General features: G+C 67.0%; 15 protein-coding genes, 1 tRNA gene and 1 pseudogene. 8 read left to right on the forward strand and 9 right to left on the reverse strand.

Translation table 11 applies throughout. The annotated features are described in order from the left end of the window. The 4 genes and pseudogenes from CIW48_RS25205 to CIW48_RS25220 all read left to right on the forward strand — a co-directional run. The coding region (locus CIW48_RS25205; RefSeq protein WP_281407388.1) for a TCP-1/cpn60 chaperonin family protein at positions 1 to 595 on the forward strand (595 nt) is incomplete at its 5' end. Between the two features lie 281 nt (positions 596 to 876). Further along, positions 877 to 1,637 (forward strand): annotated as a pseudogene (locus CIW48_RS25210) (transglutaminase family protein). A gap of 607 nt (positions 1,638 to 2,244) precedes the next feature. Next, a complete protein-coding gene (locus CIW48_RS25215; protein WP_149313204.1) occupies positions 2,245 to 2,514 on the forward strand; it encodes a hypothetical protein in 270 nt (89 codons plus the stop codon). Positions 2,515 to 2,556: 42 nt separating this feature from the next. Further along, positions 2,557 to 3,309, forward strand: a complete 753-nt coding sequence (locus CIW48_RS25220) for an AraC family transcriptional regulator (protein WP_246695418.1) — start codon at positions 2,557 to 2,559, stop codon at positions 3,307 to 3,309. A 486-nt stretch (positions 3,310 to 3,795) separates the two neighbouring features. On the opposite strand, the gene CIW48_RS25225 is transcribed toward CIW48_RS25220, so the two are convergent. The 6 genes from CIW48_RS25225 to CIW48_RS25255 all read right to left on the reverse strand — a co-directional run bounded on the left by CIW48_RS25225 (position 3,796) and on the right by CIW48_RS25255 (position 8,901). Further along, entirely contained in the window at positions 3,796 to 3,993 is a 198-nt protein-coding gene (locus CIW48_RS25225; RefSeq protein ID WP_149313206.1) for a hypothetical protein, read from the reverse strand. 50 nt (positions 3,994 to 4,043) lie between these two features. Next, positions 4,044 to 4,508: a hypothetical protein gene (locus tag CIW48_RS34270; RefSeq protein ID WP_246695416.1), complete on the reverse strand. Its 465-nt coding sequence runs from the start codon at positions 4,506 to 4,508 to the stop codon at positions 4,044 to 4,046. Between the two features lie 98 nt (positions 4,509 to 4,606). Next, positions 4,607 to 4,681, reverse strand: a tRNA-Gln gene (locus tag CIW48_RS25240). An 80-nt stretch (positions 4,682 to 4,761) separates the two neighbouring features. Further along, entirely contained in the window at positions 4,762 to 6,339 is a 1,578-nt protein-coding gene (locus tag CIW48_RS25245) for an aldehyde dehydrogenase (NADP(+)) (protein ID WP_149313208.1), read from the reverse strand. A 61-nt stretch (positions 6,340 to 6,400) separates the two neighbouring features. Next, entirely contained in the window at positions 6,401 to 8,071 is a 1,671-nt protein-coding gene (locus CIW48_RS25250; RefSeq protein WP_149313209.1) for a thiamine pyrophosphate-binding protein, read from the reverse strand. 128 nt (positions 8,072 to 8,199) lie between these two features. Next, positions 8,200 to 8,901 carry a GntR family transcriptional regulator gene (locus tag CIW48_RS25255; RefSeq protein ID WP_149313210.1) on the reverse strand — a complete coding sequence of 234 codons (702 nt, stop codon included), beginning with the start codon at positions 8,899 to 8,901 and terminating at the stop codon, positions 8,200 to 8,202. Positions 8,902 to 9,093: 192 nt separating this feature from the next. Here CIW48_RS25255 and CIW48_RS25260 point away from each other — a divergent pair, with 192 nt between their 5' ends. The 3 genes from CIW48_RS25260 (at position 9,094) to CIW48_RS25270 (ending at position 12,665) form a co-directional block, all read left to right on the forward strand. Further along, positions 9,094 to 9,813 (forward strand): ribonuclease activity regulator RraA, encoded by a 720-nt coding sequence (locus CIW48_RS25260; protein WP_149313211.1) that lies wholly within the window; start codon positions 9,094 to 9,096, stop codon positions 9,811 to 9,813. 65 nt (positions 9,814 to 9,878) lie between these two features. Next, the gene (araD, locus tag CIW48_RS25265; protein ID WP_149313212.1) at positions 9,879 to 11,609 is read left to right on the forward strand and encodes an L-arabinonate dehydratase; all 1,731 of its coding nucleotides are present in this window, start codon (positions 9,879 to 9,881) and stop codon (positions 11,607 to 11,609) included. Between the two features lie 51 nt (positions 11,610 to 11,660). Continuing rightward, positions 11,661 to 12,665, forward strand: coding sequence for an SMP-30/gluconolactonase/LRE family protein (locus CIW48_RS25270; RefSeq protein ID WP_149313213.1), 1,005 nt, complete (start codon positions 11,661 to 11,663; stop codon positions 12,663 to 12,665). A gap of 89 nt (positions 12,666 to 12,754) precedes the next feature. Here CIW48_RS25270 and metH read toward each other — a convergent pair whose 3' ends face one another. The 3 genes from metH to CIW48_RS25290 form a co-directional block, all read right to left on the reverse strand. Continuing rightward, on the reverse strand, positions 12,755 to 16,507 hold the full coding sequence (gene metH, locus CIW48_RS25275; RefSeq protein ID WP_149313214.1) for a methionine synthase: 3,753 nt from the start codon (positions 16,505 to 16,507) through the stop codon (positions 12,755 to 12,757). A gap of 303 nt (positions 16,508 to 16,810) precedes the next feature. Beyond that, entirely contained in the window at positions 16,811 to 17,731 is a 921-nt protein-coding gene (gene metF / locus CIW48_RS25285; protein ID WP_149313215.1) for a methylenetetrahydrofolate reductase [NAD(P)H], read from the reverse strand. A gap of 56 nt (positions 17,732 to 17,787) precedes the next feature. Beyond that, positions 17,788 to 18,798, reverse strand: coding sequence for a metalloregulator ArsR/SmtB family transcription factor (locus tag CIW48_RS25290; RefSeq protein ID WP_149313216.1), 1,011 nt, complete (start codon positions 18,796 to 18,798; stop codon positions 17,788 to 17,790). Between the two features lie 153 nt (positions 18,799 to 18,951). On the opposite strand from CIW48_RS25290, the gene CIW48_RS25295 reads away from it, so the two are divergent. Continuing rightward, complete coding sequence (locus CIW48_RS25295; RefSeq protein WP_149313217.1) at positions 18,952 to 19,533, forward strand: histidine phosphatase family protein; 582 nt, start codon at positions 18,952 to 18,954, stop codon at positions 19,531 to 19,533. The last annotated feature ends 3 nt before the right edge of the window (positions 19,534 to 19,536 follow it).

Consider the following 19,536-nt stretch of genomic DNA (forward strand, 5'->3'; position numbering starts at 1 on the left):
GGCGCAGATCGAGGAGACCACCTCGGACTACGACCGTGAGAAGCTGCAGGAGCGTCTGGCCAAGCTCGCGGGCGGCGTCGCGGTGATCCGCGTCGGCGGTTCGACCGAGGTCGAGGTCAAGGAGAAGAAGGACCGCATCGACGACGCGCTGCACGCCACCCGCGCGGCGGTCGAGGAAGGCATCGTCCCGGGCGGCGGTACGGCGCTGCTGCGCGCCAAGGCGGCCGTTCAGGGCCTTTCGAACGACAACCCGGATGTCCAGGCCGGCATCAAGATCGTGCTGAAGGCGCTTGAGGCCCCGATCCGTCAGATCGCCCAGAACTCGGGTGTCGAGGGCTCGATCGTGGTCGGCAAGATCCTGGCCAATGCCTCGGCAACCTACGGCTTTAACGCCCAGACCGAAGAGTACGTCGATATGCTCCAGGCCGGCATCGTCGACCCGGCCAAGGTCGTCCGCGCTGCCCTTCAGGGGGCGGCTTCGGTCGCCGGCCTGCTGGTGACCACCGAGGCGATGATCTCCGAGGCTCCGCGCCAGGAGGCTCCTGCCATGCCTGCCGGCGGCGGTATGGGCGGTATGGGCGGCATGGATTTCTGACCTGCCGAATGAACTCAGGAAGCTCTTCGGCGAGCCGTAGGTCGGTTCGTTGGGGGGTATCCTCGCGCAACGCTGGCCGGGTCGCATGGGCCGGCGCCCCGTCGGTCGAGCGGGCGCGCTGAGCCTGCAGAGCTCCTGTGATCCGCGCCATCTCACCTCGATCGAGGTCGCCGGCTCGCACAGTGATGCGGTCTGGGGCTTACGGCGCCGTGGGGGCCGACGCCGATCCCGCAGTTGCTCCTGAGGACAACGCCCATGCGCGCAGTCTCGTCGGCTGCGAGATGACCAACGAACTCCCCCACCCCACCCCATCTCGCGACGCTCAACGTCCACACATCGCGCTTTTCGGATCTTGAACGGCCCAACGACCTGCTTACGACCCCGCTTTGCCTGTCGACGGCTACCGCGATAGCTTCGGGAAATGGTGCAGCCGTATGGTTCCCCCGGCCGGCCGCTTCACCCTGAAGATCGATACGATTGTGCGAGACCCTGCCTGCGGTGAAACGCATGCGTTTGACGCCCCGGGAGATTGCCGTCGAGGATCGGCAGTCAGTATTGTGTGACCGACGGCCTGCCATCGATTGCTTGGGATCTGTTCAGGCGCGTACCACCAGGCTGGGGGGCGTGTGCAGGCGATCTGCGGCTACGTCCACGAGCGGATCATCTTCGGATACGAACATGCGCGAGCAACGCGGACAGCCTTCGACGCATTCGAAGAGCGGCAAGACGTCTGTCGTGACTATGCGCATCTAAAGATCGCGTTCAGCCGCTGTTATAACATCCCGGCACGCTAATGTAGCGGTTACGTCAGCGACATCGGCCTGCCGCTTCCACATGCGCCCGGCGATGTTACTGCCTGGACGGAAGTCTATCTCGGCGGCCATCGGCACACATTGATCCGCGCAACAACAGCTCACCTGTCGGTCGGATCCTGGTCGCCTATGGTCGCGACGCCGCGGACTTGCCGTTGACGCTGAGTTTTGGACCTAACGATCTCGTCGGGTTCCATATGGAGGCGGAAGAAGAGCCTCTGATACCCTGAGGGATTTTCATGGGCCGCGCTGAGGCCTGGCAGCCCTTGGCCCTTCAACCACGGATCATCATCGGCACCGCATTGAAGGCACCTGGAGTCCCTATCGCTCTTCAAGGCGGATTAGCAAAAGCAGAGGCAATGTCCTGTGTGGATGGCTCCCGCATTGCAAGTGGCGAATTGCGCTTCTGACGCCTTGGTCGGGTGCAGTCTTGTGTCCGGCCTGTCGATGCAGTCGTTCATGTTGACTGCTGGCCCTGCCGGCCGTGACGAACGATCGGCAATTTGCCACACTGGATATTCAAAGACGCTTCTATATCAATACAGTCTCGTTTATTACAGAGATTGCACATATCAAAATATCATGAGTCTCATTTTTTAGAAAATCGCGTCGAAAAATTTACGTGTTGCACAAGAATTTGTACTTAATTCGATTTCATTGCCGCTCGTCGTTATGTATCGCCTCGTACATGAGTATTGTGGGAACTCAGCCCGAAGCCTAGGGTAGGATGTTGGGACAAGCGCGTTGGAGTTTTATCGAATTCAATCTCTGCGAATGCTTAATACGCAGCCATCACAGCAGTAGCCAAAAAACTGCGAAATCAATGCCACATATATTATGAAAAGAAACCCCGGAGATATACTTGAATCCATTTCAAAATTTGTTGGTATGCGCGACATTTCTCGATTCGCAACTGTGCATCTGAGCACGGATGACGTGCCACAGCAGGCGCGTTTTGAATATTGGGAGCATGCGTGCCGGGAACTTATTGGAGATTTTGAATTTACAGGCCATAAAGCGAAATATTTTCATGCAAAATTCAGTATGCTCTCTGTAGATAATCTAACAATAGGTCATTATTCCGGTTCGCCTCACGCAATGGATTGAAAGAAGTCCCACATCAAATCCGTCGACAATGACTCTTATTTGGTGATACTTCAGTCTCAGCGCCGATTCAATCTATCGCACGGGCCACATCGACAATCTACACTGGGTGGAATTTCTCTGCTCAACAACGTTCAGCCATTTTTGGGCGCCCACCCTGAAGGATTAGACATTATTAATGTCTTTATCCCTCGTACCGTTTTTGAAAATGCGATCGGTCCAGTCAAGCATGTCGTGGGATTAACCCTTGATCCGGCGCAGACAACATTTCCGATAATTTCATCGTATCTGCAATCGCTCATAGAGCACAGTACATTTCTCACTCCGGCGCGCAAAGCTCGCATGGCCGCTGTCGCCGTTGAACTCATTGCAGCCGGTTTCGGGGAGAGAATGGAACAAGACCCGCCTCAATCTTTGAGCGGCGCAGCGCTCCTCGATCGCGCGCAGACCTTCATCGCCGACCATATCGGAGCAGAGGGCCTATCAATGGAGGATGTAGCGGCTGCGCTCAACTTGTCGGTCCGACGCCTTCAGGAGGTTGCCAGCGCGGAAAATATCTCGCTGATGGATTGGATGGGGGAACGCCGACTGCAATTGGCTCATGCGAAGCTGGCCGACGTGGCCAATTCCGTCATGCCGGTCGGCCTCATTGCATATCATTGTGGATTTGTCAGCCAAGCGCATTTCTCTCGCCGCTTCAAGGAGCGGTTCGGACAAACGCCGACTGAATTCAGGGCCTCCATTATCGCAGATCATTCACGAGACAGAGCCGGCGTTCGCCTTCTAAAGCGACGCTAATAATTTTAAGGCTACTAATAGCCTCGGCCACATCGGCAGCCTGAAAACAGGCCTTCCCGGGGCGCATAATGGGCCTCAGGGAACATGGGGGGCCGCGTCGCTCCGGTAACGTGCCCTCATGCGAACGGCCCGAGAATCCCGCAGCGTCCGCTTACGGGATCTCGTCAGAGGCAGCTGAGTGACTGTATCGGGCCGAAAGCGGCATTACCTCCATGGGGTCAGCGCGCGAACTATGGAGTTGCGGGAGCGGCCTCCACGGACCGCCACCGCCTCGAGTTCCGCCGCGTTCGGCTGATCGCCAATCCGTCGGCCTCCAGGCGCTCTGCGGCCCGGGCGGCGCGTATGGCGCGCTCCCGGCCGGGCAGCCCATCGCGCTCGGCGATCTCGGTGGCGGTAGACGGCTCGGATGTGAGCGTGTCCAGGATACGCGGGCGGATGTCTCGGCGCGGCCGGGCGCCTCAAGGCGATGGCGCGTTCGGCATGCCGCTACCCCAGCGCGATCAGCATCCAGGTGCGCGCCTTGGCCATCAGGTCCCCGTCACCGGCTGAAGGCTCGGACGCGATCACGCGATCGATGATCTGGCGCGCTTCCGTCCCGCTCATCCCGATTCCCTGCGCGAAGCCGCTCAAGCGCTCCTTCAGGCGTTCGGCCGTCGCCTCGAGATCAGGATCGGTCTCGCTCATCCCTTCACCGGATGGGCCTGCAGGATCGCGGTTCGGACCATGACCGCCTCTCAGCCCGACACGAACAGCATCATCATGCGAGCCGCGGTCGCGATCTGCTCGACGGAGGCCTCCGGTATGTCGGCAACCGCCTTCTCGACGATGCTGCGCGCGATTCCCTCGTACAGGCCGACGCCGAGCGCAAAGGTACTGAGCCGAGCCAGCACGCTGTCAGCGATCGTCTTCCGTTTCTGATCGGGCACGTCGCTCATCTCGGTACCGGAAGGCCCATGATGACGGCGGTCTTCACCATCGTGCGGCGAAGGCCGGGTGTGCTCGCTTCGTCGGCCAGCAGCTTCTTGGGCCTGAGGGTGCATCTCGATGTCCTTGGCCATGTCGATAGTGTTGCCCAAGTTGAGGGCGAACGGCTTCGCGGTGTCGTCCTTCAGGTAGGCTGCCGTGGCCGCTTCGATCTCCTCAACCGTCATCTCGGACTTGCGGCGCAGGTCGCCGACGCTGGGGATCTCTTTGGCCATTCGGGACTGTGCCGGCTTTTGTGCCGCCGAAAAACACCTTCTGTTCCGGTGTGTCCGTTATGTCCGGGTCTCGAAGGTGCTGTTTTACTTGGAAAATTTGGCTGGGGCGCCAGGATTCGAACCTGGGAATGGCGGTACCAAAAACCGCTGCCTTACCACTTGGCGACGCCCCAAGGTGAGCGGACGCTGTCTAGACGCCGCGCTCTCCCCTGGCAAGCCGTGGATCACGGCTGATCGGCCCGCCCGCCGTGGCTCAGCGGTGCTCGGGCACGCCGTCGATCCGCCGGGGAAGCCCCAGCGGATTGGCGGCCTGAAGCGCCGCCGGCAGCAGGGCGTCGGGAAAGTCCTGGTAGCTCACGGGCCGCAGGAATCGGTCGATCGCGAGACTGCCCACCGAGGTTGTCCGCCCATCCGAGGTCGCCGGATAGGGACCGCCATGGACCATCGCGTGCGCCACTTCGACCCCGGTCCCGAAGCCGTCCACCAGGATGCGGCCGACACGGCGCTCCAAGAGCGGCAGCAGTTCCCGTGCGGCCGCGTGGTCCTCCGGCACGAGATGCAGCGAGGCCGTGAGTTGCCCCTCCAGATGCTCCAGGACCGACCGCATCGCGTCGAAATCCGCGCAGCGCACCACGAGACCTGACGCGCCGAACATCTCCTCCTGCAGCTCGGGATCCGCCAGGAACACGTCCGAGTCCGCGGCAAACAGGGTGGCCCGGCCCTGGATTGCCCCACCCTCCGCACCCTCTGCGATACGGGTCACGGCGGCGTGGCCGGCCACTCGCGCGACGGCCTCGCGGTAGGCGCGCTGAATGCCGGGCGTGAGCATGGTCGCGGCCGGGCTCTCCTGCAGGGCCGCGCCGGCCGCCTCCAGGAAGGCGTCGAGGCCCGGGCCGGGGAGTGCCAGGATCAGGCCAGGATTGGTGCAGAACTGTCCGGCACCCAGCGTCAGCGAGGCCGCGAAGGCCTTGCCGATCTCTGCGCCTCGCTTGGCCAGCGCGCCGGGGAACAGCAGCACCGGGTTGATGCTGCTCATCTCGGCATAGACCGGGATGGGCGTCGGGCGCCCGGCCGCAATCGCCATCAGGGCGGTGCCGCCCCGGCGCGAGCCCGTGAAGCCCACGGCGGCGATCCGGGGATCGGCCACCAGCCCCTGCCCGATCGACTGACCGGCATCGAACAGCAGCGAGAAAGTCCCCTCGGGCAGACCGCAGGAAGCTACCGCCTTCTGGATGGCGCGGCCGACGAGCTCCGAGGTGCCGGGATGGGCGGGATGCGCCTTGACCACCACCGGGCAGCCTGCCGCCAGGGCCGAGGCGGTGTCGCCCCCCGCCACCGAGAAGGCGAGCGGGAAGTTCGAGGCGCCGAACACTGCCACCGGGCCGACGGCGATCCGGCGCAGGCGCAGATCCGGCCGGGGCAGCGGCTTGCGGTCCGGCAGGGCCGGATCGATCCGCACCTCGACGGAGCTGCCCTCGCGGACCACGCCGGCGAACAGGCGCAGCTGGCCCACGGTCCGGGCGCGCTCGCCTTCGATCCGCGGCCGGGGCAGCCCCGTCTCGGCCATGCAGCGGGTGACGAGATCGTCCCCGATTTCTAGGATGTTCGCGGCAATCGCCTCAAGGAAGCCGGCCCGCGCCTCAGGATCGGTCTCGCGGTAGGTGTCGAAGGCGGCCTCGGCGAGCGCGCAGGCCCGGTCCAGGTCGCTCCGGCTCGCGCCCGGGAAATCCGGCTCCAAGGTTTCGCCAGTGGCCGCCGCGACGGCCCGGAAGGCCGACTCGGTGCCGCGCCGCGCCTCGGCGCCGATCAGGTTCTCGCCGCGCAGGGTCATGAGCTGCTCCTCTTCGTTTGGGTGCGGGCGGGCCGCACCGGGACGGACGCGCGACGGGCAATCAGCCCCGCTGTGCCGCCAGGGCTTTCTCGCGGATAGCCGCGAGGGTCATGGTCGGGGTGAGCGCCTCGGGATCAACGCGGCAATGGATCATCGCCGGCAGTCCGGAGGCGAGGCTGCGCTCGAAGGCGGAGGCGAATTCAGCGGTGCGCTCCACGAACTCGCCGTGGCCGCCGCAGGCGCGGGCGAGCGCTGCAAAATCGGGATTGCGAAGCTCTGTCGCCGAGACGCGGCCGGGATACTCGCGCTCCTGATGCATCCGGATCGTGCCGTACATGCCATTGTCGAGCACGACCACCACGATGGCGATCCCGTATTGCACGGCGGTGGCAAATTCCTGCACGGTCATCATCACGTCGCCGTCGCCCGCGAGCGCAACGACGATCCGCTCTGGATGGCTGCGCTTGGCCATCACGGCCGCGGGCAGGCCGTAGCCCATCGAGCCCGAGGTCGGTGCGAGCTGCGTGCCGAAGGCGCGGAACCGGTAGTAGCGGTGGACCCAGGTGGCGAAGTTGCCGGCGCCGTTGCAGATCACCGCGTCCGGCGGCAGCCGCTCGCGCAGCCACGTGATCGCTTCCCCGTACTGGAACGCGCCGGGCTTCGGCTCCGGCGTCTCAGACCACGCGCGATAGGCGGCGTGGGCCTGGGCGGCCCGCCCGCTCCCGGTCGGGACGAAATCCGGCAGGACGGCGCAGAAGGTCTCGGGCGCCGCCTCGATCGCCAGTGCCGGCTGGTAGACGCGGCCGAGCTCCGCCACGTCGGCATGGACGTGAACCAGCGGCAGCCCAGGATCAGGGATGCCGAGCAGGCCGTAGGATTGCGCCGGCATCTCGGAGAGGCGCCCGCCCACCATCAGCAGCAGGTCGGCCTCCTTGATCCGGGCGAGCAGCGCCGGGTTCGGCCCGATCCCGAGTTCACCCGCGAAGTTCGGGTGGTCGGCGGGGAAGAGCTGCGCCCGCCGGAACGAGACCGCCACCGGCAGATCGTGGCGCTCGGCCCAGGCGGCCAGCGCGGCGACGGCGCTCTGCGTCCAGCGGGAGCCGCCGAGCAGCACCACCGGCCGCCGCGCCTCCGCCAGCATCGACCGCAGGCGCGCGACATCGTCCCCCGACGGAGCCGGCGCGGCCGGGACGACGTGCGGCGCGTCGGACACGGCCGCAACGTCGTCGAGCATATCTTCCGGCAGAGCGACAACGACGGGGCCTGGGCGGCCCTGCATTGCGACCCGGAAGGCCCGGGCCAGGATCTCCGGGATGCGCGCGGCGTCATCGATCTCCACCGCCCACTTGGCGACGCCGCCGAACATCTGCCGGTAATCGACTTCTTGGAAGGCCTCGCGGTCCCGCATCTGCCGAGCGATCTGACCGACGAACAGGATCATCGGCGTCGAATCCTGGCGTGCGATGTGCACGCCGGCGGAAGCGTTGGTGGCGCCAGGGCCCCGGGTGACGAAGCAGATTCCCGGGCGGCCCGTGAGCTTGCCGGCGGCCTCGGCCATGATCGCCGCGCCGCCCTCCTGCCGGCAGACCAGCACGTCGATGCCGCTGTCGCGCAGGGCATCGAGCACCGCGAGGTAGCTTTCCCCGGGAACGCAGGTCACGCGCTCGATCCCCTGCGCGCGGAGTTGGTCGACGAGCACCTGCGCGCCGGTGCGTGGGGGCAATCCGCTCAAGACGTTTCTCCCTGGCGCTCGAGCCGCGTCCCGACTCTTTAGCTAGGATCAGCCACCGTTCCTCCCGCAGCTGAGATGCATCTGATATCTCAGGTCAGGATAGGGGCGGGTTCGAGGTGATCAGACTGTCAGACGAGGGGACGCCGGTCGAGGGCCCGGCGGGTCATCCGGTCGAGAAAGTCGAACAGCGCCCCGATTCCGGCAAGGGCTGCCGCCTCGTCCCGCGCCGCGAGTCCGGACAGGATGTCCGCGTGGATCCCGGCGCAATCCACGAAGCTCGCGGTCGGCTCGTAGGTGTACCAGAACCGGCGCGACTGCGCGTGGAGCGGCGTCATGGTGCCGGTCAGGGTCGGGTTGTAGGCGGCGCCGACCAAGCCCTCGTGCAGGGCGCGCTTGTGCTGGAAATAGGCCTCCCGATCGCGGGCCTGCGCGGCGTCCCGCAGGCCGGCGACGCGGTCCAGAAGGCGCGCCATGTCCTCCTCCGTGCCGCGCGCGATCACGCAGCGCGCCACCGTCTCGTCGAGGGGACGGCGCACCTCCAGCAATTCGAGATGCTTGATGATGTCGACCTGGGTGACGAGGACGCCGCGCCGCGGATGGACTTCCACGAATCCGATCGTCTTGAGCCGCGCCAATGCTTCACGGACCGGAGTCCGGCCGAGACCCAGTTCCGCGCCGAGTTCGCCTTCGGAGACCATGGCGCCCGGGGCGAGGCGGCGGCTGATGATCATCTGCTCGATGGCGTCGTAGGCGGTCTCGGCGAGCGAGCGCGGCCTGCGCGTGTCCTCCGGTGGCGCCTGTCCGCTGCCCGCAAATCCCAATCCGGCCAAGAGCTTCCTCGTCGATATCAAACCATGTCCGTCGCAACCCGCGCTGGTTGACAATGGCGCTGCGCACCGTGCTACTCAAGACCTGGGATATCAGTCGCTGTCCAGCAGAGGCCGAAACCAAATTCGGCCCAAGCGGCGCGTGATCGTCATCGATCACGATCGCGCAGACCGGGTCCCAGGGAGGAGTTACGTATGGCCGGGCTGTCCGCCGAGACGCGCGCCAAGCTGAAGTCGGTCAGCACGGCAACGCTGATGACCGCCCTCTACAAGCGCGGCTTCCGCAACCAGATGATCCAGGACGTGCGTCCCTTGAAGGCCGGCGGCGCCACGATGGTCGGCGAGGCGTTCACCCTGCGCTACATCCCGGCCCGCGAGGATCTGAACCCCATCACCGTATTCCGGGACCGCGCGCATCCGCAGCGCAAGGCCGTGGAGGAGTGTCCGCCCGGCGCCGTGATGGTGATCGACAGCCGCAAGGATGCGCGGGCGGCCTCCGCCGGGTCGATCCTGGCCACCCGCCTGATGGTGCGAGGTTGCGCCGGGCTCGTCACCGACGGTGGCTTCCGCGATGCCGCCGAGATCGCGCAACTCGAGATGCCGACCTACCATGTGCGTCCCTCGGCGCCGACGAATCTCACCATCCATCAGGCCATCGACGTCAACGTGCCGATCGGCTGCGGTGACGCGCCGGTCTTCCCCGGAGACGTCATCGTCGGCGACGGCGACGGCGTCGCGGTGATCCCGGCCCATCTCGCCGAAGCGGTTGCCGACGAGGCCGTCGAGATGACCGCCTACGAGGATTTCGTGACCGAGGAGGTGCGCAAGGGGCGCTCGATCCTCGGCCTCTACCCTGCCACCGACGAACAGAGCCTCACCGACTTCGCCGCCTGGCGGGAACGCACCGGACGCTGAACGCCTCCGTGCCGCCCGGCCTGCCGGCGGCCCATTCGACCGCGCGTGAGGCCGGAGACAGAGCGATGACCGCGCGCAAGAAGACCCTGGACGACCTGCGCAGCCAGCGCTGGTTCGGCGCCACCGACCTGCGCAGCTTCGGCCACCGCTCCCGCATGCTCCAGATGGGCTACGAGCGGGCGGATTTCAGCGCCAAGCCGATCGTCGGCATCATCAACACCTGGAGCGATATCAACCCCTGCCACCAGCATTTCCGCGAGCGCGTGGAGCAGGTGAAACGCGGCGTCTGGCAGGCGGGCGGATTCCCGATCGAGTTGCCGGCGCTCTCGCTGTCGGAGAACTTCGTCAAGCCGACCACGATGCTCTACCGCAACCTCCTGGCCATGGAGGTGGAGGAGCTGCTGCGCCAGCATCCCGTGGACGGCGCGGTGCTGATGGGCGGCTGCGACAAGACCACGCCCGGCACGGTGATGGGCGGCATCTCCATGAACCTGCCGATGATCTTCCTGCCGGCGGGGCCCATGATGCGCGGGCATTTCGGCGGGACGATCCTGGGCTCGGGCTCCGACGTCTGGAAGTACTGGGCTGAGAAGGAGGCCGGCAACATCACCACGCAGGAGTGGAACGACATGGAGGCGGGCATCGCCCGCTCCGCCGGCACCTGCATGACCATGGGAACGGCCTCGACCATGACGTCGATCACCGAGGCCCTGGGGCTGTCGCTGCCCGGCTCGGCCTCGATTCCGGCGGCCGACGCAGACCATCCGCGCATGGCCGGCGCCTGCGGCCGGCGGATCGTCGAGATGATCTGGGAGGACCTGAAGCCCTCCGACATCCTCGACCGGCGCTCCATCGACAACGCGCTGGTGGTCCATAACGCGCTGGCCGGCTCAACCAACGCGATGATCCACCTCGTGGCCATGGCGGGCCGCGCCGGCATCCCGGTCAAGCTCACCGAGTTCGACGAGTTCGCCCAGAAGGTGCCGGTGATCGCCAATCTCCGGCCCTCGGGTCAGTGGCTGATGGAGGATTTCCACATCGCCGGCGGCATCCGGGCGCTGATGGTGCGCCTGTCCCCCCTCCTCCACCTCGACGCCCGCTCGGTCACCGGCGGCACGATCGGCGACGGGCTCGCCGGCATGAAGGTCTTCAACGACGACGTGATCCGCCCCCTCGACCGGCCGATCGTCGCCATGGGCGGGACCGCGATCCTCTACGGCAACCTCGCCCCGGACGGCTGCGTGATCAAGCCGCCGGCCGCCGAGCCGCGGCTCCTGAGCCATACCGGTCCCGCGCTGGTCTTCGACAGCTACGACGCGATGAGCGCGGCGGTGAACGACCTCGACCTCGACGTCACACCCGACCACGTGATGGTCCTGCGCAATGCTGGCCCGATCGGTGGCCCCGGCATGCCGGAATGGGGCATGTTGCCGATCCCCAAGGTCCTGCTCCGGCGGGGCGTGCGCGACATGGTCCGCATCTCGGATGCCCGGATGAGCGGCACCAGCTACGGCGCCTGCATCCTGCACGTCGCGCCGGAATCGGCCGCGGGCGGTCCGCTGGCGGCGGTGCGCAACGGCGACCGCATCACGGTGGACGTGCCCGGGCGGCGGATCCACCTGCACCTCGACGCGGCCGAGATCGCCGCGCGGGTCAAGGCCTTCGTGCCGCCGGACCGGGCCTATCCGCGTGGTTACAACCGTCTGTTCGCGCAGCACGTGCGGCAGGCGCACGAGGGTTGCGATTTCGATTTTCTGGAGGGCGCCGGCGGTATTCCGGAACCCGAGATTCACTGACCGGCCCAAGCCGTCGGCTACAGGCGGCGGGCCACACCACGGGGAGGTACCATGGTCATGATCGCACGCCGGGGTCTGCTCGCCGGAGCGGCCCTGCTCGGTGCCGCGCGAGCGGCCGGAGCCGGGTGGGAACCGTCGCAGCGGGTGCCGGATCCATCCGTCGAGATCCTCGATCCGGCCTTCGCCAAGTACCGGCTCGCCTCCGCGACGGTCGAGCGGGTCGCCACGGGCTTCCGCTGGGCCGAGGGGCCGGTCTGGTTCGGCGACATGGGATCGCTGCTGTTCAGCGACGTGGTCAACGACCGGATCATGAAATGGGAGGAGGCCTCGGGCACGCTCTCGGTGTTCCGCAAGCCGTCGAACTACGCCAACGGCAACACCCGCGACCGGCAGGGCAGGCTGATCACCTGCCAGCACAAGACCCGCAGCGTGACCCGGACCGAGCACGACGGCAGCCTCACCACGCTGCTCGACCGGTTCGACGGCAAGCCGCTGAACTCGCCGAACGACGTGGTCTGCCACTCCGACGGCGCGATCTGGTTCACCGACCCGGCCTTCGGGCCGAACCCGCACGAGGCGATGGCCGCGCCGGAGCTTCCCGGCAACGTCTACCGGATCGATCCGAAGACCGGGCAAGCCAGCGTCGCGGTCGAAGGCGTGGCGGGGCCGAACGGCTTGTGCTTCTCGCCGGACGAATCGAAGCTCTACGTCATCGAGGCCCGCGCCAAGCCGAACCGCCTGATCCGCGTCTACGACGTAGTCGAGAACGGCACGAAGACCGCCAACGGCCGCGTCTTCTACGACGCCGGCACCGGCACGCCGGACGGATTCCGCGTCGATGTCGACGGCAATCTCTGGTGCGGCTGGGGGATGAGCGAGGCCGAGGACGGGGTCATCGTGCTGTCGCCGCAGGCCAAGCTGATCGGCCGCATCCGCCTGCCGGAGCGCTGCGCCAACTTGTGTTTCGGTGGCGTCAACCGCAACCTGCTGCTGATGACGTCCACGCACTCGGTCTATTCGCTGTACGTGAATACGCGGGGTGCGGGGACCTGCTGAGGGCGCGCGTTGCGTCCCGTCTCCCGCATGGGAGACGGGACGCGTGCGGCCTAAGACCGGATGGTCTTGTGGTGCGGTCAGCCCTGCCCCTACTCCGCAGCCTGCGCCAGATATCGCGCCGGGTCGTAGTTCAGGATCGGTCCGAGCCAGCGCTCGACCTCGCGGATGTCCATGCCCTTGCGGGCGGCGTAATCCTCGACCTGATCCCGCTCCACCTTGGCGACGCCGAAATAGTGCGCCTCCGGGTGGGCGATATAGACTCCTGACACGGAGGAGCCCGGCCACATGGCGTAGGACTCGGTGAGCTTCACGCCGATCCGGCTCTCGGCCTTCAGCAGGTCGAACAGCGTCGACTTCTCGGTGTGGTCGGGCTGGGCCGGGTAGCCCGGGGCCGGGCGGATCCCGGCGTAATCTTCCTTCATCAACTCCTCGGGGGCGTAGGCTTCCTCGGGCGCGTAGCCCCAGAACTCCTTGCGCACCCGCTCGTGCATGCGCTCGGCAAAGGCCTCGGCGATGCGGTCGGCCAGCGCCTTCACGAGGATCGCCCGGTAATCGTCGTTCGCCCGCTCGAAGCGCTCGGCGATCCGCACCTCCTCCAGGCCGGCCGTGACCACGAAGCCGCCGATGTAGTCGGCGATGCCGGTCTCGGCTGGGGCCACGAAGTCCGACAGGCAGGTATTGGCGCGCCCGTCGCGCTTCGAGAGCTGCTGGCGCAGGCCGTGGAAGGTGGCGAGCCGCTCCGACCGGCTCTCCCCGGTGTAGAGCGCGATGTCGTCGCCGACGCTGTTGGCCGGCCAGAAGCCGATCACCGCCTTCGGGTTGAACCAGCGCTCCGCCACGATCTGCTTCAGCATCGCCTGCGCATCTTCGTAGAGCGCGCGGGCGGCCGGGCCCTGCTCCGGATCGTCCAGGATCGCCGGGAAGCGGCCCTTGAACTCGTAGGTCTGCAGGAACGGCGTCCAGTCGATGTAGGGCACGAGGTCGGCGACTTCGTAGGAGCCGTAGACCCGGGTGCCGGTGAAGGTCGGCTTGGCCGGCTTGTAGCCCGACCAGTCGATCTTGAAGGCATTGGTCCGCGCCTTGGCGAGCGGCAGCCGCTGCTTGTCGACCTCCGAGCGCTTGTGGGCGTCGGCGACCTTGGCGTACTCGGCCCGGACCTTCTCGATCGTGGCGCCGCGGGTCTCCTTGGAGATCAGGCTCGACACCACGCCAACAGCCCGGCTCGCGTCGGTGACGTAGACCGCCTGGCCCTTGGCATAGGCCGGGTGGATCTTCACCGCCGTGTGAACGCGGCTCGTGGTGGCGCCGCCGATCAGCAGCGGCACGTCGAAGCCCTCGCGTTCCATCTCGCCGGCCACGTGGACCATCTCGTCGAGCGAGGGCGTGATCAGCCCGGACAAGCCGACGATGTCGACCTTCTCGCGCTTGGCGGTGTCCAGGATCTTGGCGGCCGGCACCATCACGCCGAGGTCGATGATCTCGTAGTTGTTGCAGGCCAGCACGACGCCGACGATGTTCTTGCCGATGTCGTGGACATCGCCTTTCACGGTGGCCATCAGCACCTTGCCGGCGGCCTGGCGCTTGCCGTCGCCGCCATTGGCGAGCTTCTCGGCCTCCATGTAGGGCTCGAGATAGGCGACCGCCTGCTTCATCACGCGGGCGGACTTCACCACCTGCGGCAGGAACATCTTTCCTGAGCCGAACAGGTCGCCGACCACGTTCATGCCGGCCATCAGCGGGCCCTCGATCACGTGGAGCGGGCGCTCCACGCCCTGCCGCGCCTCCTCGGTGTCGGCCAGGATGTACTCGGTGATGCCGTTGACCAGCGCGTGCTCGATGCGCTTCCCGACCGGGGCCTCGCGCCAGGACAGGTCGGCGGTCTTGGCCTGGGCCGAGGCGCCGGTCTTGAACCGCTCGGCCGCCTCCAGCAGGCGCTCGGTGGAATCGTCGCGGCGGTTGAGGACGACATCCTCGCAGAGCTCGCGGAGCTCGGCCGGGATCTCGTCGTAGACGGCGAGCTGGCCTGCATTGACGATGCCCATGTCCATGCCGGCCTTGATGCAGTGGAACAGGAACACCGCGTGCATCGCCTCGCGCACCGGCTCGTTGCCGCGGAACGCGAAAGACAGGTTCGAGACGCCGCCCGAGATGTGGGCGTGCGGCAGGGTCTCGCGGATCGTGCGGGTCGCCTCGATGAAGGCGACGCCGTAGCCGTTATGCTCTTCGATGCCGGTGGCGACCGCGAAGATGTTCGGGTCGAAGATGATGTCCTCGGGCGGGAAGCCGACCTGCTCGGTCAGGATCCGGTAGGCCTTGGTGCAGATCTCGACCTTGCGCTCGTAGGAATCCGCCTGCCCCTGCTCGTCGAAGGCCATCACCACTACGGCGGCGCCGTAGGAGCGGCAGACCTTGGCGGCCTCGATGAACTTCTCCTCGCCCTCCTTCATGGAGATCGAGTTCACGATCGGCTTGCCCTGGATGCACTTCAGGCCCGCCTCGATCACCTCGAACTTCGAGGAATCGACCATCACCGGCACCCGGGCGATGTCGGGCTCGGCGGCGACGAGGTTGAGGAACTCGACCATCGCCTTCTGGGAGTCGAGCAGGCCCTCGTCCATGTTGACGTCGATCACCTGGGCGCCAGCCGCGACCTGATCGCGGGCGACGTCCAGCGCAGCCGCGTAGTCGCCATTGGTGATGAGCTTGCGGAACTTGGCCGAGCCCGTGACGTTCGTGCGCTCGCCGACGTTCACGAAGGGGATCTCCTTCGTCAGCACGAAGGGCTCCAGGCCGGAGAGCCGCATCAGGCGCGGGATCTCGGGGATCGGCCGCGGCGCTTTGCCGGCGACCGCCTCCGCGATGGCGCGGATGTGGTCGGGCGTTGTGCCGCAGCAGCCGCCGACCATGTTGACGAGGCCGGATTCGGCGAACTCGCCGACCAGCTTGCCCATCGCCTCCGGGCTCTCGTCGTAGAGGCCGAACTCGTTGGGAAGGCCGGCATTCGGGTAGGCGCAGACCAGCGTGTCGCAGATCCGCGACAGCTCGGCGATGTGACCACGCATCTCGCGGGCGCCGAGCGCGCAATTGAGGCCGAAGGTCAGCGGATCGGAATGCCGCAGCGAGTGCCAGAAGGCCGCCGGGGTCTGGCCCGACAGGGTGCGGCCCGAGAGATCCGTGATCGTGCCGGAGATCTGAATCGGCAGGCGGATGCCGGTCTCGTCGAAGGCCTGCCACGCCGCCGCCACCGCAGCTTTGGCGTTGAGCGTGTCGAAGATGGTCTCGATCAGGATCAGCTCGGCGCCGCCGTCGATCAGGCCGCGGACCTGCTCGACATAGGCCTGCTTGACCTGATCGAAGGTCACAGCCCGGAAGCCCGGGTTGTTCACGTCCGGCGAGATCGACAGGGTGCGGTTCGTCGGGCCGATGGCGCCGGCCACGAAGCGGCGCCGCCCATCCTTCTCTTCAGCGAGCTTGGCCGCCTCCCGGGCGAGCCGCGCTCCTTCGGCGTTCAGCTCGTGGATGATCGACTCCATGCCGTAATCGGCCTGGGCGATGGTAGTGCCCGAGAAGGTGTTGGTCTCGCAAACGTCGGCGCCGGCCAGGAAGTAGTCGAGGTGGATCTGACGGATCGCGTCCGGCTGGGTCAGGATCAGGAGGTCGTTGTTGCCCTTCTGATCGTGGCCGTGATCCTTGAACCGGTCTCCGCGAAAATCCTCTTCCGAGTACTTGAGCCGCTGGATCACGGTGCCCATCGCCCCGTCGAGGACGAGGATCTTCTCCGCCGCGCGCTGGCGCAGGGCCTTCGCGATCTCGGTGCCGTCGACGGGGGCAAAAGCGGTCATCATGCGTCCTGTCAGATCACCTCATCCTGAGGTGCCGGAGCGAAGCGGAGGCCTCGAAGGAGGCTTCCAGCTATCTCGGTGTTCCCTGGAGCCCTCCTTCGAGACCGCTGCCGCAGCACCTCAGGAGGGTGAAAAATTTCGTCCTACTCAGACGCTTCCGTGCCATCGGCGCGGAAACGTCCCTGTCTTTGCGAACGGAGCGAAGCAATCCAGCAGCGCCACGCTAACGGACGTCGCGCTGCCCTGAGTTGCTTCGCTGCGCTCGCGATGACGGATCGGGGGCATCAAGCGCGGCCTCAAAAGTTAAGCCGCCGCCTTCGCCGCCGCCAGCTTCGGTGCCTGCGCGCGCAGGCCGAGCAGGTGGCAGATCGCGTAGACCAGATCCGAGCGGTTCATCGAGTAAAAGTGGAAGTCGTTGACGCCCTCGTCCACGAGATCGAGCACCTGCTCGGCCGCCACCGCGCCCGCCACGAGCCGGCGGGTCTCGACGTCGTTCTCCAATCCCTCGAACCGGGCGGCCAGCCAGTAGGGCACTGACGCGCCGGTGCGGCGGGCGAAGTTCGCCGCCTGCTTGAAGTTCTGCACCGGCAGGATACCCGGGATGATGGGGATCGTGATCCCGGCAGCCCGGACCTTCTCCAGGTAGCGCAGGTAGATCTCGTTCTCGAAGAAGAACTGGGTGATCGCCTGATCGGCCCCGGCATCGACCTTGGCCTTCAGGGCGTCGATGTCGGCGTCGAGGGAGGCCGCCTCGGGATGCTTCTCGGGATAGGCCGAGACCGAGACCTTGAAGTCGCCGATCCGCTTGATCCCCGCCACCAGCTCGGCGGTCGAGGCGTAGCCCTCCGGATGCGGCCGGTAGGCGTGGCCGACGCCCTCGGCCGGGTCGCCGCGCAGAGCCACGATGTGGCGAACGCCCGCGTCCCAGTAGGACTGGACCACCGCGTCGATCTCCTCGCGGGAGGCGTCGACGCAGGTGAGGTGCGCGGCGGGCTTGAGGCCGGTCTCGCGGACCATCCGGGCGACCGTGTTGTGGGTGCGCTCCCGGGTCGAACCCCCGGCCCCGTAGGTCACCGAGACGAAGCTCGGCTGCAGCGGCGCGAGGCGCTCGATGGAGTTCCAGAGGATCTTCTCCATCTCGTCGGTCTTCGGCGGGAAGAACTCGATCGAGACGCGGATCGGGTGGTAGCCGTCGCGGCTGGCGCGGTGGGTGGAGCGGCGCATCGGGGTCTCGTCCTCTATGTCGGTCGGTTCAGACGAAGTCTGCGGAGGTCAGTGTCTCAGGCGACGGCGCGCTGAGGCTGTTCTGTGTCGGCGTCGGCCAGCCCATCCTGGGCCAGCCAGAGGGTGACGGTGAGCTGGCCTGACTCGCGCGGCGCCAGATCGCGGGTGGCCACCGTGGCGAGCCCGGCTTCGGCGAGCCAGCCGGAGACCTGATCGGCCGAGAAGCCGAGCCGGCGATGGGCCTGGCCCGTGCGCAGAAACTCGAGCTCGTGCGGCGCGAAATCCACCACCAAGAGGCGGCCACCCGGTGCCACGAGGCGCGCGGCGCCGCGCAGAGCCCGGGCCGGGTCGTCGAGATAATGCAACACCTGATGGACCACCACGAGGTCGAAGCTCGCCCGCGCGAAGGGCGGCGCGTGAATGTCGCCCTGCCGCAGGTCCACCCGCGCGAGGCCCTGGCGCTCCAGGTTGGCGCGGGCGACGGACAGCATGGCGTGGCTCGAATCGAGCCCGGTCGCGCGGCTGGCCCGGGGCGCCAGCAGGCCGAGCATGCGGCCGGTACCGGTGCCGAGATCGATCAGGCTGCCGATGGGGCGGTCGCCCAGTGCGTCGAGCACCGACGCCTCCACGATCGCCTCGGGTACGTGCAGGGAGCGCAGCTCGTCCCATTTGGGCGCCAGCCGCGCGAAGAAGGTTGTGGCCGCCTCCGCCCGCTGGGCTCGGACGGCGTCGAGCCGGGCGCGGTCCTCCGAGAGCGGCGGCGCGGTCCGGTCGAGGCCGGACAGGAGCGGATCCGCCAAGCCGGCGCGGGCATCGGACAGCCGGAAGAACGCCCAGGCCCCTTCGCGATGGCGCTCGACCAGCCCGGCTTCCACCAGGAGCTTGAGGTGCCGGGAGATCCGCGGCTGCGACTGGCCGAGGATGTCGGTCAGATCGGAGACCGACAGCTCCCCCTCGACGAGCAGCGCCAAGATGCGCAGGCGCGTCTCCTCCGCGGCGGCACGCAGGACGCCTAGGGCTTCCGGAAAGGGGATCGCCCCCGCTTCTTGCCTGCGTTCAATAGACATAAAGATATGTTTATGTCCGTTTCGGTTCGGGTGCAAGCGCGATCTTGAGACCGCTCGAGACGGTTTTGCCGAGCCGATGAGACCGGAGCGCGGCGGCCGCGTTGTTGGCAGGGTTGATGGCAGGGCCGCGGACCGCGAGCCCAGGAGGCGCGCATGTCCGAGAGCCCGTTCCCGCGGATCACGCTGGTTCGCCACGGCGAGACCGCCTGGAGCCGGTCGGGTCAGCATACCGGGCGCAGCGACATCCCCTTGACCCCGGAAGGCGAGGCCGCGGCGCGTGCCCTCGCCCCGCGCTTGGCGGTGCGCGCCTACGCGGAGGTCTGGTCGAGCCCGTCGAGCCGAGCGGCCACGACCTGCGCGCTGGCGGGCTTCGGCGGCCGCCGCGTCATCGATCCGGATCTCGCGGAATGGGATTACGGCGCCTACGAGGGCCGGACCACGAAGGCGATCCTGGCCGAGCGGCCGGATTGGCGGTTGTTCCGCGACGGCTGCCCCGAGGGCGAGACCGCGGCGGCCGTCGGCGCCCGGGCGGACCGGGTCATCGCCCGGGCTCGCGCCCGCGACGACGACCTCGTCGTGTTCTCCAGCGCGCACTTCCTGCGGGTGCTCGCCGCGCGCTGGATCGGCCTGGAGCCGGAGGGCGGCGCGCTTCTCGTCCTCTGCACTGCCAGCGTCTCGGTGCTCGGCTACGAGCACGACCGCACCGAGCCCGTGCTGCGCGCCTGGAACGGGTAGGCG

Origin of the sequence: Methylobacterium sp. P1-11, from assembly GCF_008329595.1 — a bacterium.
Taxonomy (GTDB): Bacteria; Pseudomonadota; Alphaproteobacteria; order Rhizobiales; family Beijerinckiaceae; genus Methylobacterium.